This window comes from Streptomyces sp. CB00316, assembly GCF_001905595.1.
Taxonomy (GTDB): domain Bacteria; phylum Actinomycetota; class Actinomycetes; order Streptomycetales; family Streptomycetaceae; genus Streptomyces.
In genome coordinates this window covers 65,608-84,540 of record NZ_LIXI01000006.1, presented here as the reverse complement: position 1 = coordinate 84,540, position 18,933 = coordinate 65,608, and the positions used below count along the sequence as shown (strand labels likewise).

Annotated in this window: 17 protein-coding genes and 1 tRNA gene; 7 read left to right on the top strand and 11 right to left on the bottom strand. The window is 71.4% G+C overall.

Going from position 1 to position 18,933, the window contains the following annotated elements:
* Positions 1-170 precede the first annotated feature (170 nt).
* On the top strand, positions 171-1,475 hold the full coding sequence (locus AMK21_RS18620) for an SAM-dependent methyltransferase (protein WP_073879338.1): 1,305 nt from the start codon (positions 171-173) through the stop codon (positions 1,473-1,475).
* 133 nt (positions 1,476-1,608) lie between these two features.
* Here the strand turns inward: AMK21_RS18620 and AMK21_RS18615 are convergent, their stop codons facing one another.
* Both AMK21_RS18615 and AMK21_RS18610 read right to left on the bottom strand, forming a co-directional pair.
* Positions 1,609-4,143 (bottom strand): ABC transporter permease, encoded by a 2,535-nt coding sequence (locus AMK21_RS18615; protein ID WP_073879337.1) that lies wholly within the window; start codon positions 4,141-4,143, stop codon positions 1,609-1,611.
* A gap of 80 nt (positions 4,144-4,223) precedes the next feature.
* Positions 4,224-4,994, bottom strand: coding sequence for an ABC transporter ATP-binding protein (locus AMK21_RS18610; protein ID WP_073879335.1), 771 nt, complete (start codon positions 4,992-4,994; stop codon positions 4,224-4,226).
* 553 nt (positions 4,995-5,547) lie between these two features.
* Between AMK21_RS18610 and AMK21_RS18605 the strand changes: the two genes are divergently transcribed.
* The 3 genes from AMK21_RS18605 to AMK21_RS18595 all read left to right on the top strand — a co-directional run bounded on the left by AMK21_RS18605 (position 5,548) and on the right by AMK21_RS18595 (position 7,304).
* Positions 5,548-5,633 (top strand) — tRNA-Leu (locus AMK21_RS18605).
* A 205-nt stretch (positions 5,634-5,838) separates the two neighbouring features.
* Positions 5,839-6,723: a Bax inhibitor-1/YccA family membrane protein gene (locus tag AMK21_RS18600; protein ID WP_073879333.1), complete on the top strand. Its 885-nt coding sequence runs from the start codon at positions 5,839-5,841 to the stop codon at positions 6,721-6,723.
* A 263-nt stretch (positions 6,724-6,986) separates the two neighbouring features.
* Complete coding sequence (locus AMK21_RS18595; protein ID WP_073879879.1) at positions 6,987-7,304, top strand: hypothetical protein; 318 nt, start codon at positions 6,987-6,989, stop codon at positions 7,302-7,304.
* A gap of 21 nt (positions 7,305-7,325) precedes the next feature.
* On the opposite strand, the gene AMK21_RS18590 is transcribed toward AMK21_RS18595, so the two are convergent.
* The 3 genes from AMK21_RS18590 to AMK21_RS18580 all read right to left on the bottom strand — a co-directional run bounded on the left by AMK21_RS18590 (position 7,326) and on the right by AMK21_RS18580 (position 10,893).
* Positions 7,326-8,189 carry a hypothetical protein gene (locus AMK21_RS18590; RefSeq protein ID WP_030568697.1) on the bottom strand — a complete coding sequence of 288 codons (864 nt, stop codon included), beginning with the start codon at positions 8,187-8,189 and terminating at the stop codon, positions 7,326-7,328.
* 308 nt (positions 8,190-8,497) lie between these two features.
* Positions 8,498-9,718: an acetyl-CoA C-acetyltransferase gene (locus AMK21_RS18585; protein WP_073879331.1), complete on the bottom strand. Its 1,221-nt coding sequence runs from the start codon at positions 9,716-9,718 to the stop codon at positions 8,498-8,500.
* A gap of 164 nt (positions 9,719-9,882) precedes the next feature.
* The gene (locus AMK21_RS18580) at positions 9,883-10,893 is read right to left on the bottom strand and encodes an SGNH/GDSL hydrolase family protein (protein ID WP_073879329.1); all 1,011 of its coding nucleotides are present in this window, start codon (positions 10,891-10,893) and stop codon (positions 9,883-9,885) included.
* Positions 10,894-11,124: 231 nt separating this feature from the next.
* Here AMK21_RS18580 and AMK21_RS18575 point away from each other — a divergent pair, with 231 nt between their 5' ends.
* A complete protein-coding gene (locus AMK21_RS18575; protein WP_073879327.1) occupies positions 11,125-12,531 on the top strand; it encodes a cystathionine beta-synthase in 1,407 nt (468 codons plus the stop codon).
* A 348-nt stretch (positions 12,532-12,879) separates the two neighbouring features.
* Here AMK21_RS18575 and AMK21_RS18570 read toward each other — a convergent pair whose 3' ends face one another.
* Entirely contained in the window at positions 12,880-13,320 is a 441-nt protein-coding gene (locus AMK21_RS18570; protein WP_073879325.1) for a hypothetical protein, read from the bottom strand.
* A gap of 169 nt (positions 13,321-13,489) precedes the next feature.
* Here AMK21_RS18570 and AMK21_RS18565 point away from each other — a divergent pair, with 169 nt between their 5' ends.
* Together AMK21_RS18565 and AMK21_RS18560 are read left to right on the top strand one after the other, a co-directional pair.
* On the top strand, positions 13,490-14,335 hold the full coding sequence (locus AMK21_RS18565; protein WP_073879877.1) for a MurR/RpiR family transcriptional regulator: 846 nt from the start codon (positions 13,490-13,492) through the stop codon (positions 14,333-14,335).
* A gap of 182 nt (positions 14,336-14,517) precedes the next feature.
* Complete coding sequence (locus AMK21_RS18560) at positions 14,518-15,057, top strand: hypothetical protein (RefSeq protein WP_073879323.1); 540 nt, start codon at positions 14,518-14,520, stop codon at positions 15,055-15,057.
* Positions 15,058-15,072: 15 nt separating this feature from the next.
* On the opposite strand, the gene AMK21_RS18555 is transcribed toward AMK21_RS18560, so the two are convergent.
* The 5 genes from AMK21_RS18555 to AMK21_RS18535 form a co-directional block, all read right to left on the bottom strand.
* A complete protein-coding gene (locus AMK21_RS18555; protein WP_018492857.1) occupies positions 15,073-15,447 on the bottom strand; it encodes a hypothetical protein in 375 nt (124 codons plus the stop codon).
* Positions 15,448-15,570: 123 nt separating this feature from the next.
* Positions 15,571-16,038 (bottom strand): roadblock/LC7 domain-containing protein, encoded by a 468-nt coding sequence (locus AMK21_RS18550; protein ID WP_073879321.1) that lies wholly within the window; start codon positions 16,036-16,038, stop codon positions 15,571-15,573.
* 38 nt (positions 16,039-16,076) lie between these two features.
* Complete coding sequence (locus AMK21_RS18545) at positions 16,077-16,889, bottom strand: hypothetical protein (RefSeq protein ID WP_073879319.1); 813 nt, start codon at positions 16,887-16,889, stop codon at positions 16,077-16,079.
* Complete coding sequence (locus tag AMK21_RS18540; RefSeq protein WP_073879317.1) at positions 16,886-17,299, bottom strand: hypothetical protein; 414 nt, start codon at positions 17,297-17,299, stop codon at positions 16,886-16,888. The genes AMK21_RS18545 and AMK21_RS18540 overlap by 4 nt, the downstream gene beginning before the upstream one ends.
* Before the next feature lie 154 nt (positions 17,300-17,453).
* Complete coding sequence (locus AMK21_RS18535; RefSeq protein WP_073879315.1) at positions 17,454-18,827, bottom strand: APC family permease; 1,374 nt, start codon at positions 18,825-18,827, stop codon at positions 17,454-17,456.
* Positions 18,828-18,933 lie beyond the last annotated feature (106 nt).

Here is an 18,933-nt window from a genome sequence, read left to right as displayed (position 1 = left end):
CGCGTTTTGCCCTTTCGTTGTCCGGTAGCGGGATGACGGAGCGTGGAGGGAGAGTTGACACAGAAGTACCTCGCCGTGGCACCGACCCCTGCCACGGCGGGACTATGGGCACGTACGTATGCATCGGGCTTGTTGTGTTTGTCGGGAACACCACCACGGAGGTGTGCGCCATGGCACGCGCCGCATCGCGGCTGACCGCTCTTGCCGAAGAGTTGCTCTCGGAACCCCTACCGGTCCGCATCCGGGCCTGGGACGGCAGCGAATCGGGTCCGCCCGGCGCCCCCGTCCTCGTGATCCGCCACCGCCGCGCCCTGCGCAGACTCCTGTGGAAGCCCGGCGAACTGGGTCTCGCCCGCGCCTGGGTGGCCGGTGAGATCGATGTCGAGGGCGATCTGTACGAGGTGCTCGACCGGATCGCCGGGCTCCTGTGGGACCGGGGCGCCGACGCCAAGGACGCCGTCCACCCGGTCCGCGACCGCGCCGTCCGCGCCTTCGCGGCCGGCCTCCTCCAGCTGGCCGGCCCCTGGCCGCCGCCCGCCCCGCCCGCCGAGGAGGTCCGCCGCCGCAGCGGCCCGCTGCACACCAAGCGGCGGGACAAGGAGGCCATCAGCCACCACTACGACGTGGGCAACGATTTCTACGCCCTGGTCCTCGGCCCGTCCATGGTCTACTCCTGCGCCTACTGGCAGGACGGCGGGACCCTGGAGGACGCCCAGCGCGACAAGCTGGACCTGGTCTGCCGCAAGCTGGCCCTGAAGGAGGGCGACCGCCTCCTGGACGTCGGCTGCGGCTGGGGCTCGATGGCCATCCACGCGGCCCGCGAGTACGGGGCGCGGGTCACCGGCATCACCCTCTCCCAGGAGCAGGCCACCCACGCCCGCAAGCGCATCGCCGAGGAGGGGCTGACCGACCGGATCGAGATCCGCGTCCAGGACTACCGGGACGTCCGCGACGGACCGTACGACGCGATCTCCTCGATCGGGATGGCCGAGCACGTCGGCTCGCTCCGCTACCGCGAGTACGCCGAGGACCTCCACGCGCTCCTGAAGCCCGGCGGACGGCTGCTGAACCACCAGATCGCCCGCCGCCCCGAGAAGGACGAGGACGCCTACCGCATCGACGCGTTCATCGACTCCTACGTCTTCCCCGACGGCGAACTCGCCCCACTCGGACGCACCCTGGCCACACTGGAGGAGGCCGGGTTCGAGGCCCGGGACGTGGAGGCGATCCGCGAGCACTACGCGCTGACCCTGCGCCGGTGGGTGGCCAACCTGGAGCGCCACTGGGAGCAGGCGGTACGCGCCACCTCCCCGGGCCGGGCCAGGGTCTGGCGGCTCTACATGGCCGCCTCCGCGCTCTCCTTCGAGCGCAACAAGATCGGCGTCAACCAGATTCTCGCGGTGCGCCCGCTGGAGGGCGGCTCCTCCCGGCTGCCGCTGCGGAGCCGGGCCTGGACGGAGGAGGCGGGCGGCTGACCGTACGTCTCCGAGCTGACCCGTACGCGCACGTGTGTCCGTACGGCGACGGGCGAGGGGCCGGTGCGCCGCCTTCCAGCGGTGCACCGGCCCCTCGTCGTCCCTGTCCCGTCCTGATCCCCGGGAGCTCCGGTTACTCGGTCTTGATCGCCGTCAGCATGTTGAGCTTCGCGGCGCTGCGGGCGGGCCACAGCGAGGCGAGGACGCCCACCAGGCCGGCCAGGGCCAGGAATACCGCGAGGCGGTCCCACGGGATGACCAGGGCGTAGCCGGGGATGTCGGCGGCCAGGGTCTGGCCGATCGCCCAGCCGAGGAAGACACCGAGGCCGACCCCGATCACCGCGCCGAAGACCGAGATGACGACGGCCTCCAGGCGGATCATGCGCTTGACCTTGCCCCGGTCGAGACCGATCGCCCGCAGCATGCCGATCTCCTGCTGGCGCTCGAAGACCGACATGGCGAGGGTGTTGACGACCCCGAGGACGGCGATCAGCAGGGCCATGGCGAGCAGCCCGTACATGATGTTCAGCGCGGTGTTCACGAAGCCGCCGAACATGTCACGGATGTCCTGTCGGTCCATGACGCTCATCGCCGGGTTGTCGCCGAGCGCGTCCACGATGGACTGCTCGTTGGCCTTGCTCGCGCCGCCGTCCGCCTTGATCCAGATCTCGCGGATCTCAGGGCGCGAGGCGGCGCTGTGCTGGTCGGCGAGCTCCTTGGGGATCACGAAGGGCGACAGGAACTCGTTCTCCTTGTAGACCGCCCCGATCGTCAGCTCAAGCTTCTTCTTGTCGTCGAACTTCACCGGGAGGGTGTCGCCGGTCTTCCAGCCGTTCGACTTCGCGGTCTTGGCGCCCACCGCGATCTGGCCCTCCTTCAGCGAGGCGAGCGAGCCGGAGACCGTGTCCAGGGAGAAGACCTTCTCCACGGCGCCCGGGGTGACGCCGGAGGCGGCGTGGTCCTCCCCGTCGACCACGAACCAGGTCGCCTGCTGCGGGGAGAGCGCGGAGACGCCGTCCGCCTTCGACAGGGCGGTGAGCGCCGACTCGTCGAGGGAGTCGCCACTGGCCATCGAGACCATGTAGTCGGCCTTGATGTTGTCCGTGGTCATCTTGTCGATGGCCTGGCCGAGGGTGACGCCGAGCACCGAGATGCCGGTGACCAGGGTCAGACCGATGGCCAGGGCGGAGGCGGTGGCTCCGGTACGCCGGGGGTTGCGGACCGCGTTCTGCGAGGCCAGCTTCCCGGAGACGCCGAACAGCTTGGTGATCATCGGCCGCACCAGGGCGATCACCGGGCGGGAGAGCAGCGGGATCAGGATGATGATCCCGATCAGGGCGAGGAAGGCACCGGCCGCGACCAGGTACCGGCCGCTCTCCCCGCCGGTCGCCGCGCCGCCGACGATGCCCACGGCACCCAGCAGGGCGATGACGCCGCCGATCGAGTTCCGTACGACCAGGGACTTGACGGAGGCGGTGGCGTGCACGCTGCTCATCGCGGCGACCGGGGCGATCTTCGCGGCCCGGCGGGCGGGCAGCCAGGCGGCCAGGACGGTGATCAGGATGCCGACGGCGAAGGCGGAGCCGACCGCGGTGGGCGAGATCACCAGCGGTCCGGCCGGGATCTTGCCGCCGAGGAGGCCCATCGCGGAGCGCAGCCCGGTGGCGAGGCCCAGGCCGAGGGCGAAGCCGATGACGGAGGCGAGCGTTCCGACGACGCCGGCCTCGACCAGCACCGAGCGCTTGATCTGGCGGCGGGAGGCGCCGATGGCCCGCATCAGGGCCAGCTCACGGGTGCGCTGGGCGACCAGCATGGTGAAGGTGTTGGCGATGAGGAAGACGCCGACGAAGAGGGCGATGCCCGCGAAGGCCAGCAGCATCGCGTTGAGGCTGCTGAGACCGGACTCGATCTGCTCGGCCTGCTCGTCCGCGAGGGCCTTGCCGGTCTGCGCGGTGGCTTCCTCCGGCAGCAGCGGCGTGATGGCGTCCAGCAGCTTCCGGTCGGAGGCGCCCGCGGCGGCGGCCACGGTGGCGTTCTGGAAGACGCCGGGCTTCAGGTAGAGCTTCTGGGCGGTCCTGGTGTCGAACAGCACCAGGCTGCCGCCCGCGTTGACCGCGCCGTCCTCGGTGGTGAAGACCCCGGAGAGGGTGTACTCCTTCACCGGGCCGTTGGTGGCGACGCGCACGGGGTCGCCGACGCGGTACTTGCCCTGGGAGGCGGTGTCCTTGTCGAGGGCGATCTGACCGCTCTTCACCGGACCGCTGCCCTGGGTGAAGTCGTACGCGCCGTCCCTGCCGTCCTTGCCGGGGGCGAAGTTGGCGCCGGTGTTGGACCAGCCGTTGCCGATGAGCTTGCCGTCCGGGTCGGCGACCCCGGCGAAGCCGTTGACCCGACCGGTGACGGAGGCGACGCCGTCCACCGCGCGGATCTTGTCCAGGGTGGCCTCGTCGAGGCCGGGGGTCTTCTCGTCGCGCCCGCCGGCGTAGGTCTCCACGGCGACGGCGACATCGTCGTAGCTCTTGGCGGACTGGTTGCGGAAGGCGTTGCCGAGGGTGTCGGTGAAGACGAGGGTGCCGGAGACGAACGCTACGCCGAGCATGACGGCGAGCACGGTCATCAGCAGCCTGGCCTTGTGCGCGAGCACATTGCGCAGGGCGGTACGGAACATGTCTGTGTGTCCTGGGATGGGTTCCGGAAGGGGGACGTGGAGCGCGGAGGGCGGGGCCGGGGTGCGGCGGCCCGCCCGGGTCAGCTCGTGCGGCCCTTCGCGTCGAACGCCTTCATCCGGTCGAGGACCCCGTCGGCGGTCGGGTGCATCATCTGGTCGACGACCGCGCCGTCCGCGAGGAAGATCACCCGGTCCGCGTAGGAGGCGGCGACCGGGTCGTGGGTCACCATCACCACGGTCTGGCCCAGCTCGCGCACCGAGTTGCGCAGGAAGCCCAGGACCTCGGCGCCCGAGCGGGAGTCCAGGTTCCCGGTCGGCTCGTCACCGAAGATGATCTCGGGCTGCGAGGCCAGGGCGCGGGCCACGGCGACGCGCTGCTGCTGGCCGCCGGAGAGCTCGGTCGGCCGGTGCTTGAGCCGGTCCGAGAGCCCCACCATGTCGATGACCTTCTGGAGCCACGCGGCGTCGGGCTTCCGGCCCGCGATGTCCATCGGCAGGGTGATGTTCTCCAGCGCGGTGAGCGTCGGCAGCAGGTTGAAGGCCTGGAAGATGAAGCCGATCTTGTCCCGGCGCAACTGGGTGAGCTGCTTGTCCTTCAGCGTGGACAGCTCGGTGTCACCGATGCGCACCGAACCGCTGCTGAAGCTGTCGAGACCGGCCACGCAGTGCATCAGCGTCGACTTGCCGGAGCCCGAGGGGCCCATGATCGCCGTGAACTCGCCCTGCGGGAAGTCCACGGTCACCCGGTCCAGGGCGACGACCTGCGTCTCCCCCTCGCCGTAGACCTTCGACAGCTCCGTGGCGCGGGCAGCCACCGCGGTGGCGCGGTGAACGGTGGGAGTGGTGGTCACAGGGACGCTCCTGGTTCGGGTGATGCGGATGCATACGGGGGTGGCGCGGCCCGCGCTGACGGCGGGGCCTTGGGGACTACTCCATCGTCACGTCCCGATCGCCCCAGGTCGTCACTCCCGATGCCCGTTCCCGTGGCCCTCTCGAGTCGCATCCCAGGGGTGGAGCCGTCCTCCTCGGGTATGACACCGACCCTGATGCTTCATCCGAGGGGTGGTCCCGTGACGCAGGGTGACCGCCGCTCCGCGGCGGCGGAGGCGCCCCCGCACACGGAACGGGAGCCGCTCCCGACGTCCCGGATCCCGAGGGTGGCGCACCCCCTGGCGAAGCATGGCGCGCACCTGGCGCGTTGGGCCGTACGGGTGCGGCGACTTTCCGTCAATCCCGCAGGGGGTCGTGTCGGCCGGGATCCGGTGCTGGTGCGTGGTGAGGCCGCGCGAATATGCTGACGGTCCCTCAAGCGGTCAATAAAATAGGACAACATCGCGCCACTGTTCCGCTGATCGGGGGATGCCCCCGGATAGGGTCAGTTGCCAACGCGGAGCCGCGCGGCACGCCCGGATGGTGGAACGTAGACACGGCGAGCTTAAACCTCGCTGCCCCTCGGGGGCGTGCCGGTTCGAGTCCGGCTCCGGGCACCACGCACAGTACGGAGCGTGACCCGGACGGTTCTCCCCGTAGCCCCGGGCGGCCCCCGGGCGGACAGATCCCCGGCTCCTGCCCGCACGGGCCGCGCCCTCACCTGCGGTCGACGGTGACAAAGATCCTCCTCCGGCGCTGGGTGCTTCTTTTGCCTACCCATTACTCTTGTCGCAAGGCCGCGCAGTGTGGCCATGGAGGAGTGAGATGAGGAGCAGCAACCCGGTCTTCTCGCGACGGGGGTTCAGCCGCGACAACGGCCACGCGGGCTTCAGCGCGGCGCCGCAGGCCGGGGCCGCCACGACGGGGGCCAACCCGTTCGCGCAGGGCACCGCCGCAAACCCGTACGCCACCAACCCTTACGCCCAGCAGGGCACCCAGCCCGGCGCTCCGGCGCCCGCGCGCACCGACGCGATGACCATCGACGACGTGGTGACGCGTACGGCGATGACGCTCGGTCTGGTCGTCGTGGCCGCCGCCATCGCCTGGTGGGTCATGCCGGTCGACCAGGCGAACCTGGGCAGCGCCTACGGTGTCGCCATCGGTGCCGCGATCATCGGCTTCGTGCTGTCGCTGGTGAACTCGTTCAAGCGCCGGCCCTCGCCGCCGCTGATCCTTACCTACGCGGCGTTCGAGGGTGTCTTCCTCGGCATCGTCAGCAACATCGTCAGTGTCTACGTCGCCCCCGGCGCCGCGATGCAGGCGGTGCTCGGCACGATGGCGGTGTTCGCCGGTGTGCTGATCGCCTACCGCACCGGGCTGATCCGGGTCACGCGCCGTTTCTACGGCTTCGTGATGGCCGCCGCCATCGGCTTCATGCTGCTGATGATGGTCAACCTGCTGTTCGCCGTCTTCGGCGGCGGTGACGGCCTCGGCTTCCGCAGCGGCGCCCTCGGTGTCGTCTTCGGCATCGTGGCCATCGTGATCGGCGCGTGCATCCTCGCCCTCAACTTCAAGCAGGTCGAGGACGGCATCGCGTACGGCGCGCCGCGCGAGGAGGCATGGCTGGCCGCCTTCGGTCTCACCGTGACCCTGGTGTGGATCTACATCGAGATGCTGCGCCTGGTCGCCATCCTCAGCGGTGACGACTGACCGGCGACGCACCGGTGAGTACGTCGGGACGGCCCGCAGGCACCAAGCCTGCGGGCCGTCCCCTGTTCGTGCCGCTGCGCGGTCCGGCAGCGTGCGTGCGGACCGCCCGAGGCCGCACTCGTGGGTGATCGCCCTGGCGTGCCCGTAGGGCGTGTCCGTGATCGGGGTCTGCGACGCGGTGCGCGTTGCTGTCCCTTCCGGCACCGTGCCTGAGCGTCGGGGCCGTTGGCCACCCTGCGGGAGGGGCGCGTAGGGTCGTGCGCGTGCTCGATACGACGCCTCTGATCCTGGCCGTGGACCGATTCGCCGACCGGCTGCGCTCGGCCCCGCAGAGCCGCCTCCAGCGCGGTGCCGCCGCCGAGGCGCTGGCCGCCGCCCGCGAACTCGCCGTACGGGCGCAGCGCTTCGAGAGCCCCGGGGTGGAGCCGCGGGTGCTGCCGGACGCCGGGATGTTCGCGGTGGGCGACCAACTCGCCGTCGCGGGGCGGGATCTGTCCGTGGCACTGGTGACGGCCCCGCCCGGAGAGCTGGACGAGGCCGTGCGATACGTCGAGGAAGCGGCGGCGCGGGCTTTCGCGTAGCAGGGCCCGCGCGGCAGGGGATCAGAACGAGGCGATGACGCGGTCCGCCAGGATGTAGACGTTGTCCTCGCCGCAGGAGAAGGTCAGCGCGTAGGCGCCGGAGACGCCCGAGCCGCCCAGCAGCACCGGCTGCCGGCCGGCCCGCAGCGCGTCCGCGAGCCGCTCTGCCGTCTCGCGGTGGCCGGGGGTCATGCAGAGCGTGGTGCCGTCGGCGAAGACGTACACATCGAGCGTGCCCAGCGGTCCCGGCCGTACATCGGTGAGCTCGGTGGCCAGGTCGGCCAGCTCCTCCAGGCGGCTCACGGTGCGCTCGTGGTCGGTGACCACCGGGGTCTGTACGGGGACGAAGTCCGGGTGCGAGGGGTGGCGGCGGCGGGCCGCGGCCAGCTCGGGGGAGTCCTCGGGGTGGTCCGCGATCTCCGGCAGGTCCATGAACTCACCGGCGAACTCACCGGCCTCGTGCTCCGCGAGCGTCCGCTCGCTCAGCTCCGCCAGCTCCTCCATCGCCTCGGCCGATTCGAGGTCCAGCGACTCCAGGCCCGCGAAGTCGGCCTGGCGCGGAAGGTAGAACGGGGCGTCCTCGCCGAGCACCGGCATCCCACCCAGCAGGGAGGGGGCGTCCGCCGCGTCGCGTGCCTCCTGGGCGGCCCAGAAGGCACGCGCCTCGGCCAGCTCGCGCTCGCGCTCCTCGGCCAGCGCCTCGGCCACGGCCGCGCGTATCTCCTCGGGGGGAGTGGCGGCACTACGGCTCTGCGGTGGCACCGACGCACCGGGGGCCCGGCCCTCGGCCAACTCCGTGCGCAGGCCCGCGACCTGCTTGCGCAGCCCGTGAGCGGCATGCAGCGCGGCGGCGCCGACGGCCGTGGCAGCGGCGGTGGTCAGCAACAGGGCAAATGACATGGCGCTCACTGACAACTCCCGGTTTCTATCGATACCCCCGACTTCCTACATCAGCTTGGCCTGTACCCGTACCGGCTGTCAGTGCATTACGTCACGAAATGGACAGGTCTTTCGGTCCGAGGTTTACCCCCATACTGCTGTGACCTGGGAAAACGACTCTCCCCCGGGACGCAGATCACATCCTGGGGGAGATTCGGTCACGGTCGGGGCTCGGTCGGATTCGGACACCTCATGGTGAGGGAAGCCCTGCGGCGCGTGAGCAAGCCCGGGCCGGAGAGGCTCAGCTCAAGGCCCTAGCTCAGGCGCTCGATCACCATCGCCATGCCCTGGCCGCCGCCCACGCACATCGTCTCCAGGCCCCACTGCTTGTCGTGGAACTGGAGGCTGTTGATCAGCGTGCCCGTGATACGGGCGCCCGTCATGCCGAAGGGGTGGCCGACCGCGATCGCGCCGCCGTTGACGTTGAGCTTCTCCAGCGGCAGGCCGAGGTCCCGGTAGGAGGGGATGACCTGGGCGGCGAACGCCTCGTTCATCTCGGCGAGGTCGATGTCGCCGATGGTCAGGCCGGCCCGCTTCAGCGCCTGCTTGCTGGCCTCGACCGGGCCGTAGCCCATGATCTCGGGGGAGAGGCCGGAGACGCCGGTGGAGACGATCCTGGCCAGCGGGGTCAGTCCCAGCTCGCGCGCCTTGGTGTCGGACATGATGACCAGGGCGGCGGCGCCGTCGTTGAGCGGGCAGCAGTTGCCCGCGGTGACCAGGCCGTCGGGGCGGAAGACCGGCTTCAGTCCCTGCACGCCCTCCAGCGTGACGCCCGCGCGCGGGCCGTCGTCCTTGGAGACGACCGTGCCGTCGGGGGTGGTGACCGGGGTGATCTCCCGCTCCCAGAAGCCGTTCTTCAGGGCTTCCTCGGCGAGGTTCTGCGACCGTACGCCGAACTCGTCCATGTCCTGGCGGGTCACGCCCATGGACCGGGCCAGGTTCTCCGCCGTCTGCCCCATCGAGATGTACGCGTCCGGGACGATGCCGTCCTCGCGCGGGTCGTGCCAGCCCGCGCCGGACTCCTCGGCACGGGCGGCGGTGCGGGCCTCGGCCTCGGCGAAGAGCGGGTTGTGCGTGTCCGGGAGGCTGTCGGAGTTGCCCTTGGTGAAGCGGGACACCATCTCGACGCCCGCCGAGATGAAGACGTCGCCCTCGCCCGCCTTGATCGCGTGCAGCGCCATGCGGCTGGTCTGCAGCGAGGAGGAGCAGTAGCGGGTGACCGTACAGCCGGGAAGGTGGTCCATCCCCATCTGCACGGCGATGATGCGGCCCAGGTTGTTGCCCTGCTCGCCCCCGGGCAGGCCGCAGCCCAGCATCAGGTCGTCGATGTCCTTCGGGTCCAGCTCGGGGACCTTGGCCAGCGCGGTCTGGATGATCGTGGCGGTCAGGTCGTCCGCGCGCAGGTCCTTGAGGGACCCCTTGAAGGCGCGGCCGATCGGCGAACGGGCGGCAGAGACGATCACGGCTTCGGGCATCACGCGGCTCCATGAGGGCTGGAAAGCTGAGTGGACGGGGGAACTCCCTTGGAAGCTACCCGGGCGTATGGCCCGGGTCACCCGGCAGGCCGTGTGATGAGCGACTCTTTTCTAAGCGCTTGCTCAGCCCCGTGGTCTGCCGGGTCCGCCCGGCCCGGAAAGCCCTACGCGTGCCCGTGCGCCGCGTCCGGGTGCGGATGGGGCGCCGCGGGTTCCGTCTCCGTGGAGACGGGCAGACGCCGCCGCCTGCGGTGCTTGAGGAGAGCCCAGGGGGCTCGGACACCCGTGACCTCCGTACCGGCCTCGCGGACCGCCTGGGAGGCCGCCTTGGCCACCGGGAGGATGTCCTCGCGGCGCGAGCCGTCCAGCCGGTCCGACTCCGGCCACAGGCCCAGCACCGCGCAGAGCGTCGGCAGCATCGCCATCGCCGCCGTCGCGTACCCCTCGGCGGAGGGGTGGTAGTTGTCCGGACCGAACAGCTCGCGCGGGTTCGCCGCGAACTCCGGGCCCAGCAGGTCGCCCAGCGACACCGTGCGCCCGCCCTGCTCCACCGAGCCGATCGTCTGCGCCGCAGCCAACTGCCTGCTCACCCGCCGGGCCAGCCACCGCAGCGGCTGGTAGACCGGCTCGATCGTGCCCAGGTCCGGGCAGGTCCCCACGACCACCTCCGCCCCCGCCGTCCGCAGTCTGCGCACCGCCGTCGTCAGACAGCGCACCGACTGGGTGGCGGGCATCCGGTGGGTGACGTCGTTCGCCCCGATCATGATCACGCAGACGTCCGGGGTGCGGGCCGGGTCCGCGAGCAGCAGCGAGACCTGCCGCTCCAGATCGTCCGACCGGGCCCCCGGAAGGGCCACGTTCCGCAGGTCCACCGGCCGCTCGGAGACCGCCGCGAGCCCCGAGGCGAGCAGCGCCCCCGGGGTCTGCCCGGCCCGCCGCACGCCCTGGCCCGCCGCCGTCGAATCCCCGAGCATCCCGAGCCGCAACGGATCGTTCGGGCCGGCGAACGCCACCCCGTACCGCCCGTCCGCGCTCGGCGGAACCGGAGCCGTACCGCCGCCCACCTGCCTCTTCGCGAGCTGGACCTCCGCCAGGAACACGCCGACGGCCGCCGCACCGACCAGTCCGATGCTGCCGCCGCCGTAAGCCGCGCCCGCCGCGATCCGCCGTGCCACCCTTGCTCTCGACACAGTCCGGTCCACCTCCTTCTCGCCGTACCGCCCTACATGTACCTACCTGCCCCGTGCAGTGCGCCGCCCAATCGCACCGGGCGTTTCCCGGCCCGTACGCTCCGTGTCCGACCTCGCTTTCCGGCCTCCCTTTCCCGGACGGAGCTTGTACGTACGCATCGTCCGGCTCGTACGCATACTCTGGGCCGGACCATCTCGGAGATCCCGGAGTACACGGTGCAATTCCACGATTCGCTGATCACTCTTGTCGGCAACACCCCGCTGGTGAGGCTGCGCAACGTCACGGCAGGTATCCAGGCGACCGTCCTGGCCAAGGTCGAGTACTTCAACCCCGGCGGGTCGGTGAAGGACCGCATCGCCCTGCGCATGATCGAGGCGGCCGAGCAGAGCGGCGAGCTCAAGCCCGGCGGCACGATCATCGAGCCGACCAGCGGCAACACGGGCGTCGGCCTCGCGATCGTCGCCCAGCAGAAGGGCTACAAGTGCATCTTCGTCTGCCCGGACAAGGTGTCCACGGACAAGATCAACGTGCTGCGCGCGTACGGGGCCGAGGTCGTCGTATGCCCCAGCGCGGTTGACCCGGAGCACCCGGACTCGTACTACAACGTCTCCGACCGGCTGGTCGCCGAGACGCCGGGGTCCTGGAAGCCGGACCAGTACTCCAACCCGAACAACCCGCGCTCGCACTACGAGACCACCGGTCCCGAGCTGTGGGAGCAGACGGAGGGGAAGATCACCCACTTCGTCGCGGGCGTCGGCACCGGCGGCACGATCACCGGCACCGGGCGCTACCTCAAGGAGGTCAGCAACGGCGCAGTGAAGGTCATCGGCACCGACCCGGAGGGCTCGGTCTACTCCGGCGGCTCCGGCCGGCCTTACCTGGTCGAGGGCGTCGGCGAGGACTTCTGGCCCTCCGCCTACGACGCGAGCGTCACCGACGAGATCGTCGCGGTCTCCGACAAGGACACCTTCCAGATGACCCGCCGCCTCGCCAAGGAGGAGGGCCTGCTCGTCGGCGGCTCCTGCGGCATGGCGGTCGTCGGGGCCCTGGAGGTCGCCAAGCGGCTCGGCCCGGACGACGTCGTGGTGGTGCTGCTGCCTGACAGCGGCCGCGGCTACCTCAGCAAGATCTTCAACGACGAGTGGATGGCCGACTACGGCTTCCTGGAGGACACCAGCTCCTCCCCGCAGGTCAGCGCGGTGCTGAACTACAAGGAGGGCCCGCTGCCCTCCCTCGTCCACATGCACCCGGACGAGACGGTCGGTCAGGCGATCGACGTCCTGCGCGAGTACGGCGTCTCCCAGATGCCGATTGTGAAGCCGGGCGCCGGACACCCGGACGTGATGGCCGCCGAGGTCATCGGCTCCGTCGTGGAGCGGCAGCTGCTGGACGCCCTGTTCACCCAGCGCGCCTCGCTCGGCGACCCGCTGGAGAAGCACATGTCGGCCCCGCTGCCGCAGGTCGGCTCGGGTGAGCCGGTCGAGGACCTGATGGCCGCGCTCAGCGGTGCCGATGGTGCCGACGCGGCGATCGTGCTGGTCGAGGGCAAGCCGAAGGGCGTCGTGAGCAGGCAGGACGTGCTGGCGTTCCTCGCGAAGGACGCCGGGGCGGCGAAGGTCTGACCGACCGGCTTCGGGGCTTCGCGAAAACGGTACGAGCGCGTCACGTCCGCGCAGCACCCGCTTAACACGGCTCCGGCACATTGGTGGGTGTCGGCAGGGAAACCCGCCGGCACCCAGAACGGCGACACCGGACTACGGAGCGGCTCCCGGACCTCCACCGTCGCCCGGACGCGGGCACCCGGCCCTGACCCGGACCGCGTCCTTCGCGGGGACCGCCGTCGTCCCGCCCCCCGGGCCACCGGGGGTGCGGCGGCCCCCGCGACGTACTTCGACGCGCGGCCGGACCCCCCGTGGGCCCGGCCGCGCCGTCGTCCCCGGCTACGTCACCTACGCGGCGACCTCACCCGGTCAGTCCTGCCACTCCGAGGCCGGGGCCGCGCGCCGCTCCCGCTGCCGGAACAGGCCCCCGCTGCGCGCCGCGTGGACCGCGTTCACGCCGACGATGCCCAGCCAGGCCACCACCAGCCCCTCGATGCCCGCGTTGACGACCCCGATCGCGGAGAGCGGGACGGCCAGGACGAGCGAGACGACCCCGAACCCGAACCGCTCCCCGAAGCCGGTCGGTGCCCCCGCGGACGGCGTCCGTATGGACCGGGGGTCCCGGGCGGCCGTCACCTGCTGCTCGGCGAGGTGGCGCCGGACCCGGCGGTCCAGGGTGGCGTCGAGGCGCTGCTCGACCTTCTCCAGGAACGAGTCGACGAGCGCGGACTCGTACTCCGGCCCCAGCTCGCGGCGCGCCTGGAGAGTGGCGGCGAGCTCCTTCTCGATCTCGTGGTCACGGGCTTCCATACCCGTTACGTTACGAGCGGTGGCGGGCCGGAACACGGGGGCTAGCCCCCGTATTTCCCGGGGAGGAAGCCGCCCGTCCACCCGCTGCATATGGACATGCAGGAACCTTCCTGGCTGAATGGATCTGTCGGCGCCGATCGTGGCGCGACGGATCCAGCAAGGGGACAGCATGAGTGGGAGCAGCCCCGCCGCGCGGTTGCAGCAGCTCTTCGAGGGGCACCGGCTCACGCCCACCCAGCGGCGCATCGCGCACTGCATGGTCCGCCGGGCGGCCGACGCGCCGTTCCTCTCCAGCGTCGAGCTGGCCGAGCTCGCCGGCGTCAGCCAGCCCTCCGTCACCCGCTTCGCCGTCGCCCTCGGCTTCGACGGCTACCCGGCGCTCCGCCGCCACCTCCGCGAGGTCGCACCCGCCGACGCGGAGCAGGAGGAGGCCGGGGAGACGTACAACGAGTACCAGCAGGCCGTCCGCGCCGAGATCGAGAACCTCCAGCACCTCTCGGACCTCCTCGCCGACCCCGGACCCGTGGAGCGGGCGGGCCGCCTGCTGGCCGGGTCCCGGCCGCTGCCCGTGCTGGGGCTGCGCGCGGCCTCCTCGCAGGCACGAGGCTTCGGCTACTTCGCCGCCAAGGTGCACCCCGACGTCCGCGTCCTCGACGAGGGCGGCTCCATGCTCCTGGACCGGATCGACTCCGTCCGCCGGGCCGGAGCCACCGCCCTGATGTGCTTCGCGCTGCCGCGCCACCCCAGGGAGTGTGTGGAGGCGCTGGCGTACGCCGGGGAGCAGGGGCTCACCGTCGTCGCCGTCGCCGACTCCGCCTTCGCGCCCGTCGCCAAACACAGCGATCTGCTCCTCCCGGCGGCCATCGGCTCCGGGCTCTCCTTCGACACCGTCTGCGCGCCGATGCTGCTGGGGCGGGTGCTGCTGGAGGCTATGTGCGACGAACTGCCCGACGCCCAGGCACGGCTGGAGGAGTTCGACGTACGGGCGGCGGCGCGGGGCCTGTTCGTGGAGTGAGGGCCCGCGGCCGGACTCTTCGGCGAAGGCCCGAGCCCAGCGACTTCGCGGATTCTCACGCACCCCTCATCCGCGACCGCTAATCTCCGCGACCGAACGACCGGAACGACCGGCACAGGGACCGGCGGGCGTGGAGCGAGAGGGGTACGAACGTGGGGCGCGGAGGACAGTCGCTGGCGAGAGTGGCCGTGATCGTACGGGCCGGAGCGGCGCCGCTGTGGTGGGCCGGGCTGGTGGCCGCCGCCGCGGGAGCGTTCGTACCGGGGCTGACCGGACGCCGGATCGGGCTGCTGACGGGGGCGGCGCTCTTCATCGTCACCGCGGCCGTCGTGGTCCTGGCGCGCGGCGGGCGGTACCCGGAGTTGGCGCGGGGCGCCTCCCGGGCGGGGCGCGGCGACTTCCTCCAGGACCGGGCCGTGACCGTACGGGTGTGGCGGCGCGGGCACCGGTGGTGGCTGCTGGGGGCGTTCGTGCCGGCGGTGGCGTCCTCGTTCGCGCTGCCGGGCGCCGGTGGGCTGGTGCTCGCGGGAGTGGGCGCCGGTCTCTGGGCCAAGGCGGTGCGGATCGGGCAGCGGGAGCGCCGGGACGACGTCCTGTACTGGGTGCGCACCGACTGGGCCGGGCGCGGCAGCCCGGTCGCGAAGCGGGTGCAGGGGCACCGCACGACGGGTCCGGTGGCGGGGGACGCCGCGCCGGGCGGGGCGCGGCGTCGCCGCCGGTGAGGGGTTCCGGAGGGGTCAGACCTCCAGCTCGGCCTCGATCTTCTTCAGCTGGTGGCGGGCCATCGCCAGGTTCGCGCGGCTCGCGTCCAGCACCAGGTAGAGGAAGAGGCCGTTGCTACCCCGGGTCTTGAGCAGCCGGATGAGGTGGTACTGGGTGCCCAGCGTGATGAGGATGTCCTCGATCTCCTCCTTGAGCCCCAGGTGCTCCATGGTGCGGAGCTTGGCGCGGATCACGTCGGTGTTGCCCGCGGCCGCGACCTCCAGGTTGAAGTCCTTGCCGCCGCCGAGCGTGCCCAGGGCCATCCCGCTCGTGTAGTCGACGAGGGCGACACCCGTGGTGCCCTCGATCGAGCTCATCGCTTCCTTCAGTGAGGCTTCGGTGTTCGCCATGGAGGCTCGTTTCCTTTCCGTGGCCGGTCGTGGTGACCGGGTCCGTTTCTGTGTGCGTGGCGTGGGGTTCCGCGTGATGGCGTGGGTCCCGGTGGTCTGGGGCGTACGGGTGGGGGGAAGCGGTCACGTGGGGCGCTGCGGGAGCGTGCGGTTGGGGGCGCCGCGCGAGGGTACGGTGCGTGGCATGGGGGGCGTGCGCTCGGCGCGTTCCAAGGCGGTGTCGACGAGTTCGCCGATGCGGGCGCCCGCGCGCCGGCCCTCCAGGTGGAGCCGGCCGACGTTGATGCGGTCCTCGGCCAGCAGCGTCAGGACGGCGGAGGAGCCGGCGGCGTAGGTGGCGATGTAGCCGCTCTCGCCGCGGACCAGGAGCTCCCGGAAGCCGCCGCGGCCGGTGGCCTCCGTCATCCGGATCGAGACGCCGAGCGCGGCGGCGGTGAGGGCGGCGACGCCCTCGGCCTCGATGCCCGGGGTGTCGTGGGCCAGGACCAGTCCGTCGGTGGAGGCGGCCAGCGCCCCGGCGAGGAGGGGGACCCTGGCCCGTAACCGCTGGAGCTCGTCGAGGACACCGCGCGTCTCGGCCTCGGGAACCATCGGCTGTCTCCTCCCGGCACGCTGTCTGAGCGCGCGTATCACAGGGCCTCCAATGCGTCTCGGAGCCGGCGCAGCAGGGCGATATCGGGGTCGGCCGTCACCTCGGGGAGCGTGACCCGGCCGTGTGCCGAGGCGGCGGCGGGTAAGGGCTGCGCGCGGACCGCCTCCACCAGGCCGGCCGCGGCGAGCCGCCGCAGGTCGACCAGGATGTGAAACGCCGAACGGCCCAGTGCCAGGGCGATGTCCGACGCCGTACGCAGACCGTCGGCCAGCTCCAGGACGGCACGCTGGCGGGCGGGGACGGGGCTGCCGCCCGGGTGCGCCGCCGACCGGACGACCGGGGCGCTGTCGCAGGCGGCGTCGGGCCAGATCCGGTCCAGCAGCTCCCGTCTTCGCAGCGTCTCGCGCTGGACGGCGGCCACCGGGACCGGCCGCACCGGGCCGATCCAGTGGGACACCCCGTAACGGAAGCGGGCGGGTGTCCCGGTCGGAGCGAGGGCGAAGAACGCGGCGTCGTACAGCGCGCCCAGGTGGCACAACTCCAGCGCTCCGCCCGGCACATGACCGCTGTCCACGAGGTAGCGGCCGACCCGCCGCCCCGCCCCGGCCTGCGCCACCGCGTCCCACCAGCCCTCGTGCCGCAACGTGCCGCCGGTGGTGAGGAGGACGTCGATGCCGGGGGTGGCGGGGCTCTCGGCATGCACCACCTGGCCGTCGGCGAGGTAGAGCGTGCCGCGGTCGCGCATCAGGGCGCCGGTGGCCCGTTCGGCGGCGAGGCGCTGGAGCATCGGGGAGAGGACCGGGAGTCGGTCCGTCCCGGGGGCGCCGGGGTCGGCGGCTATCGCGCTCATGCCAGCACCAGCCGCTCGGCCAGCTCGCCCAGACGTAACCGGGCCATCGCGAGGTTGCCCTCGGAGCGGCTCAGCCAGAGGTGGAGGAAGACGCTGCTGTCGAAAGCCGTCTCGACGAAGCGGAGCATGTGGTAACCGTCTTGTGTGGTGACGATGACGTCCTCGACGGAGGTGCTCGGCGCTTCCCCGGAACGTTCGCTTCCGCCCCCTGCGGCCAGGTGGGCGAAGGCGGGCTGTTCGGCGGTCATCCGGGCGACCTCCGCCGTTTCGGCCGCCGTCGCCTCGTGGTCGCCGTTGGGGGACTCGCCGATGGTGCCGAGCGCGAGGCCGCTCGTCCAGTCGACCACCGAGGCGCCCCGGGCGCCGGGCAGCCTCATGACTTCGAGCAGGCACTCGTCGATTCCGGGCACGCGGATTCCCTCCCGACGCGGCGTACGGCTGTGACCCTGAGGCTACGCAACGTACTCACGGCAGGTGGAGGTTCTGGCATTTTCCTTTGGTACATGCGTCCCAGGGTGTAAAGGAGCGGCTGGAAAGCATTGGCCAGGACGAGGTGACGTCGCGTCAGTCCCTCGTGGTGTCGGACTTCTCGCGGGCCGTCATCACCGCCTTGTTCACCGCCCACAGCCCGATGCCGATCAACAGCAGGACCCCCGCGCGTACATAGACGTCGGTGCCCCGGTCGGCGAGCGGGCTCGCCAGGATCAGCGAGGTGATCGCACCGAGCACCGGCAGCGCGGTCGGTGTGCGGAAGTGGCGGTGCTCCACCCGGTCCTTGCGCAGGACCAGTACGGCGATGTTGACCACGCCGAAGACGCAGAGCAGCAGGAACGAGGTGGTGTCGCCGAGCCCTTCGATCTCGCCGGTGGAGACCAGGCCGATCGCCAGGACGGAGACGAAGACGATGCCGACCCAGGGGGTGCGCCGGCCCGCCAGCACCTTGCCCATCTGGGGCGGGAGGATGCGTTCGTTGGCCATGCCGTAGCAGAGCCGCGAGGCCATCATGAGGTTGATCAACGCCGAGTTGGTGACCGCGAAGAGAGCGATCAGTGCGAACAGTTTCGGCGGAAAAGCGACGCCGCCCGCCTTCACCACTTCCAGCAGCGGGCCGCTGGAGTCGGCCAGGGTGCGGGAGTCGACCAGGAGCGAGGAGACCAGCGCGACCAGGATGTAGATGGTGCCGGTGACGGCCACGCCGATGAAGATGGCACGGGGGAAGTTGCGGGTGGGGTCCTTGGTCTCCTCGGCCATGTTGACCGAGTCCTCGAAACCGACGAAGGCGAAGAAGCCGAGCGCGGTGGCGCCGAGCACGCCGGTGAGCAGGGCGTATCCGGTCCCGCCGGACTCGATCTGGGTCAGCCGGGAGGGCTCCCCGTCGCCGCTGAACACCGCGTACGCGCCGATCGCCAGGATCACCGCGAGCCCGCTGACCTCCACCAGGGTCAGGACGACGTTCGCCTTCACCGACTCGGAGACCCCGCGCAGGTTGATCGCGGCCAGCGCGAGGATGAACAGGACCGCGATAAGGGTCGGCGGCACGGCGTCGGTGAATTCCCCCAGGTAGTCGCCGCCGAACGCCCGGGCCGCCGCGCTCGCCGAGGAGAGCCCCGAGCACATGACCATGAAGGCGATGATGAAGGTCAGGAAGGGGATCCTGAACGCCTTCTGGGTGTAGAGCGCGGCCCCGGCGGCCTTCGGGTACTTACCGACGAGCTCCACGTACGAGGCCGCCGTCAGGAGTGCCACGACGAACCCGATCGCGAACGGCAGCCAGAGCGCGCCGCCCACCTTGCCCGCCACGTCCCCGGTGGTGGCGTAGATGCCGGTGCCGAGGATGTCGCCGATGACGAAGAGGATCAGCAGCTTGGGGCCGAGCACCCGTTTGAGGGGTGGCGACGCCTCGGGAGCTGCGGGTGCGGGTGTGCCGGGCGTGCTCATCGGTGCCTCCGGGACGGGCCTGCGACGGGTCGGGAGACGCTTTCCCGGACGTGGCGCGAACCGCACCTGTTGACTACGAGTATTCAGCGCCTCAGGATGTGAATAG

Coding starts and splice junctions, on each gene's coding strand:
- AMK21_RS18620 (WP_073879338.1), top strand. CDS start 171: ATGGCACGCGCCGCATCGCGGCTGACCGCTCTTGCCGAAGAGTTGCTC.
- AMK21_RS18615 (WP_073879337.1), bottom strand. CDS start 4,143: ATGTTCCGTACCGCCCTGCGCAATGTGCTCGCGCACAAGGCCAGGCTG.
- AMK21_RS18600 (WP_073879333.1), top strand. CDS start 5,839: ATGAGGAGCAGCAACCCGGTCTTCTCGCGACGGGGGTTCAGCCGCGAC.
- AMK21_RS18585 (WP_073879331.1), bottom strand. CDS start 9,718: ATGCCCGAAGCCGTGATCGTCTCTGCCGCCCGTTCGCCGATCGGCCGC.
- AMK21_RS18570 (WP_073879325.1), bottom strand. CDS start 13,320: ATGGAAGCCCGTGACCACGAGATCGAGAAGGAGCTCGCCGCCACTCTC.
- AMK21_RS18565 (WP_073879877.1), top strand. CDS start 13,490: ATGAGTGGGAGCAGCCCCGCCGCGCGGTTGCAGCAGCTCTTCGAGGGG.
- AMK21_RS18555 (WP_018492857.1), bottom strand. CDS start 15,447: ATGGCGAACACCGAAGCCTCACTGAAGGAAGCGATGAGCTCGATCGAG.
- AMK21_RS18550 (WP_073879321.1), bottom strand. CDS start 16,038: ATGGTTCCCGAGGCCGAGACGCGCGGTGTCCTCGACGAGCTCCAGCGG.
- AMK21_RS18545 (WP_073879319.1), bottom strand. CDS start 16,889: ATGAGCGCGATAGCCGCCGACCCCGGCGCCCCCGGGACGGACCGACTC.
- AMK21_RS18535 (WP_073879315.1), bottom strand. CDS start 18,827: ATGAGCACGCCCGGCACACCCGCACCCGCAGCTCCCGAGGCGTCGCCA.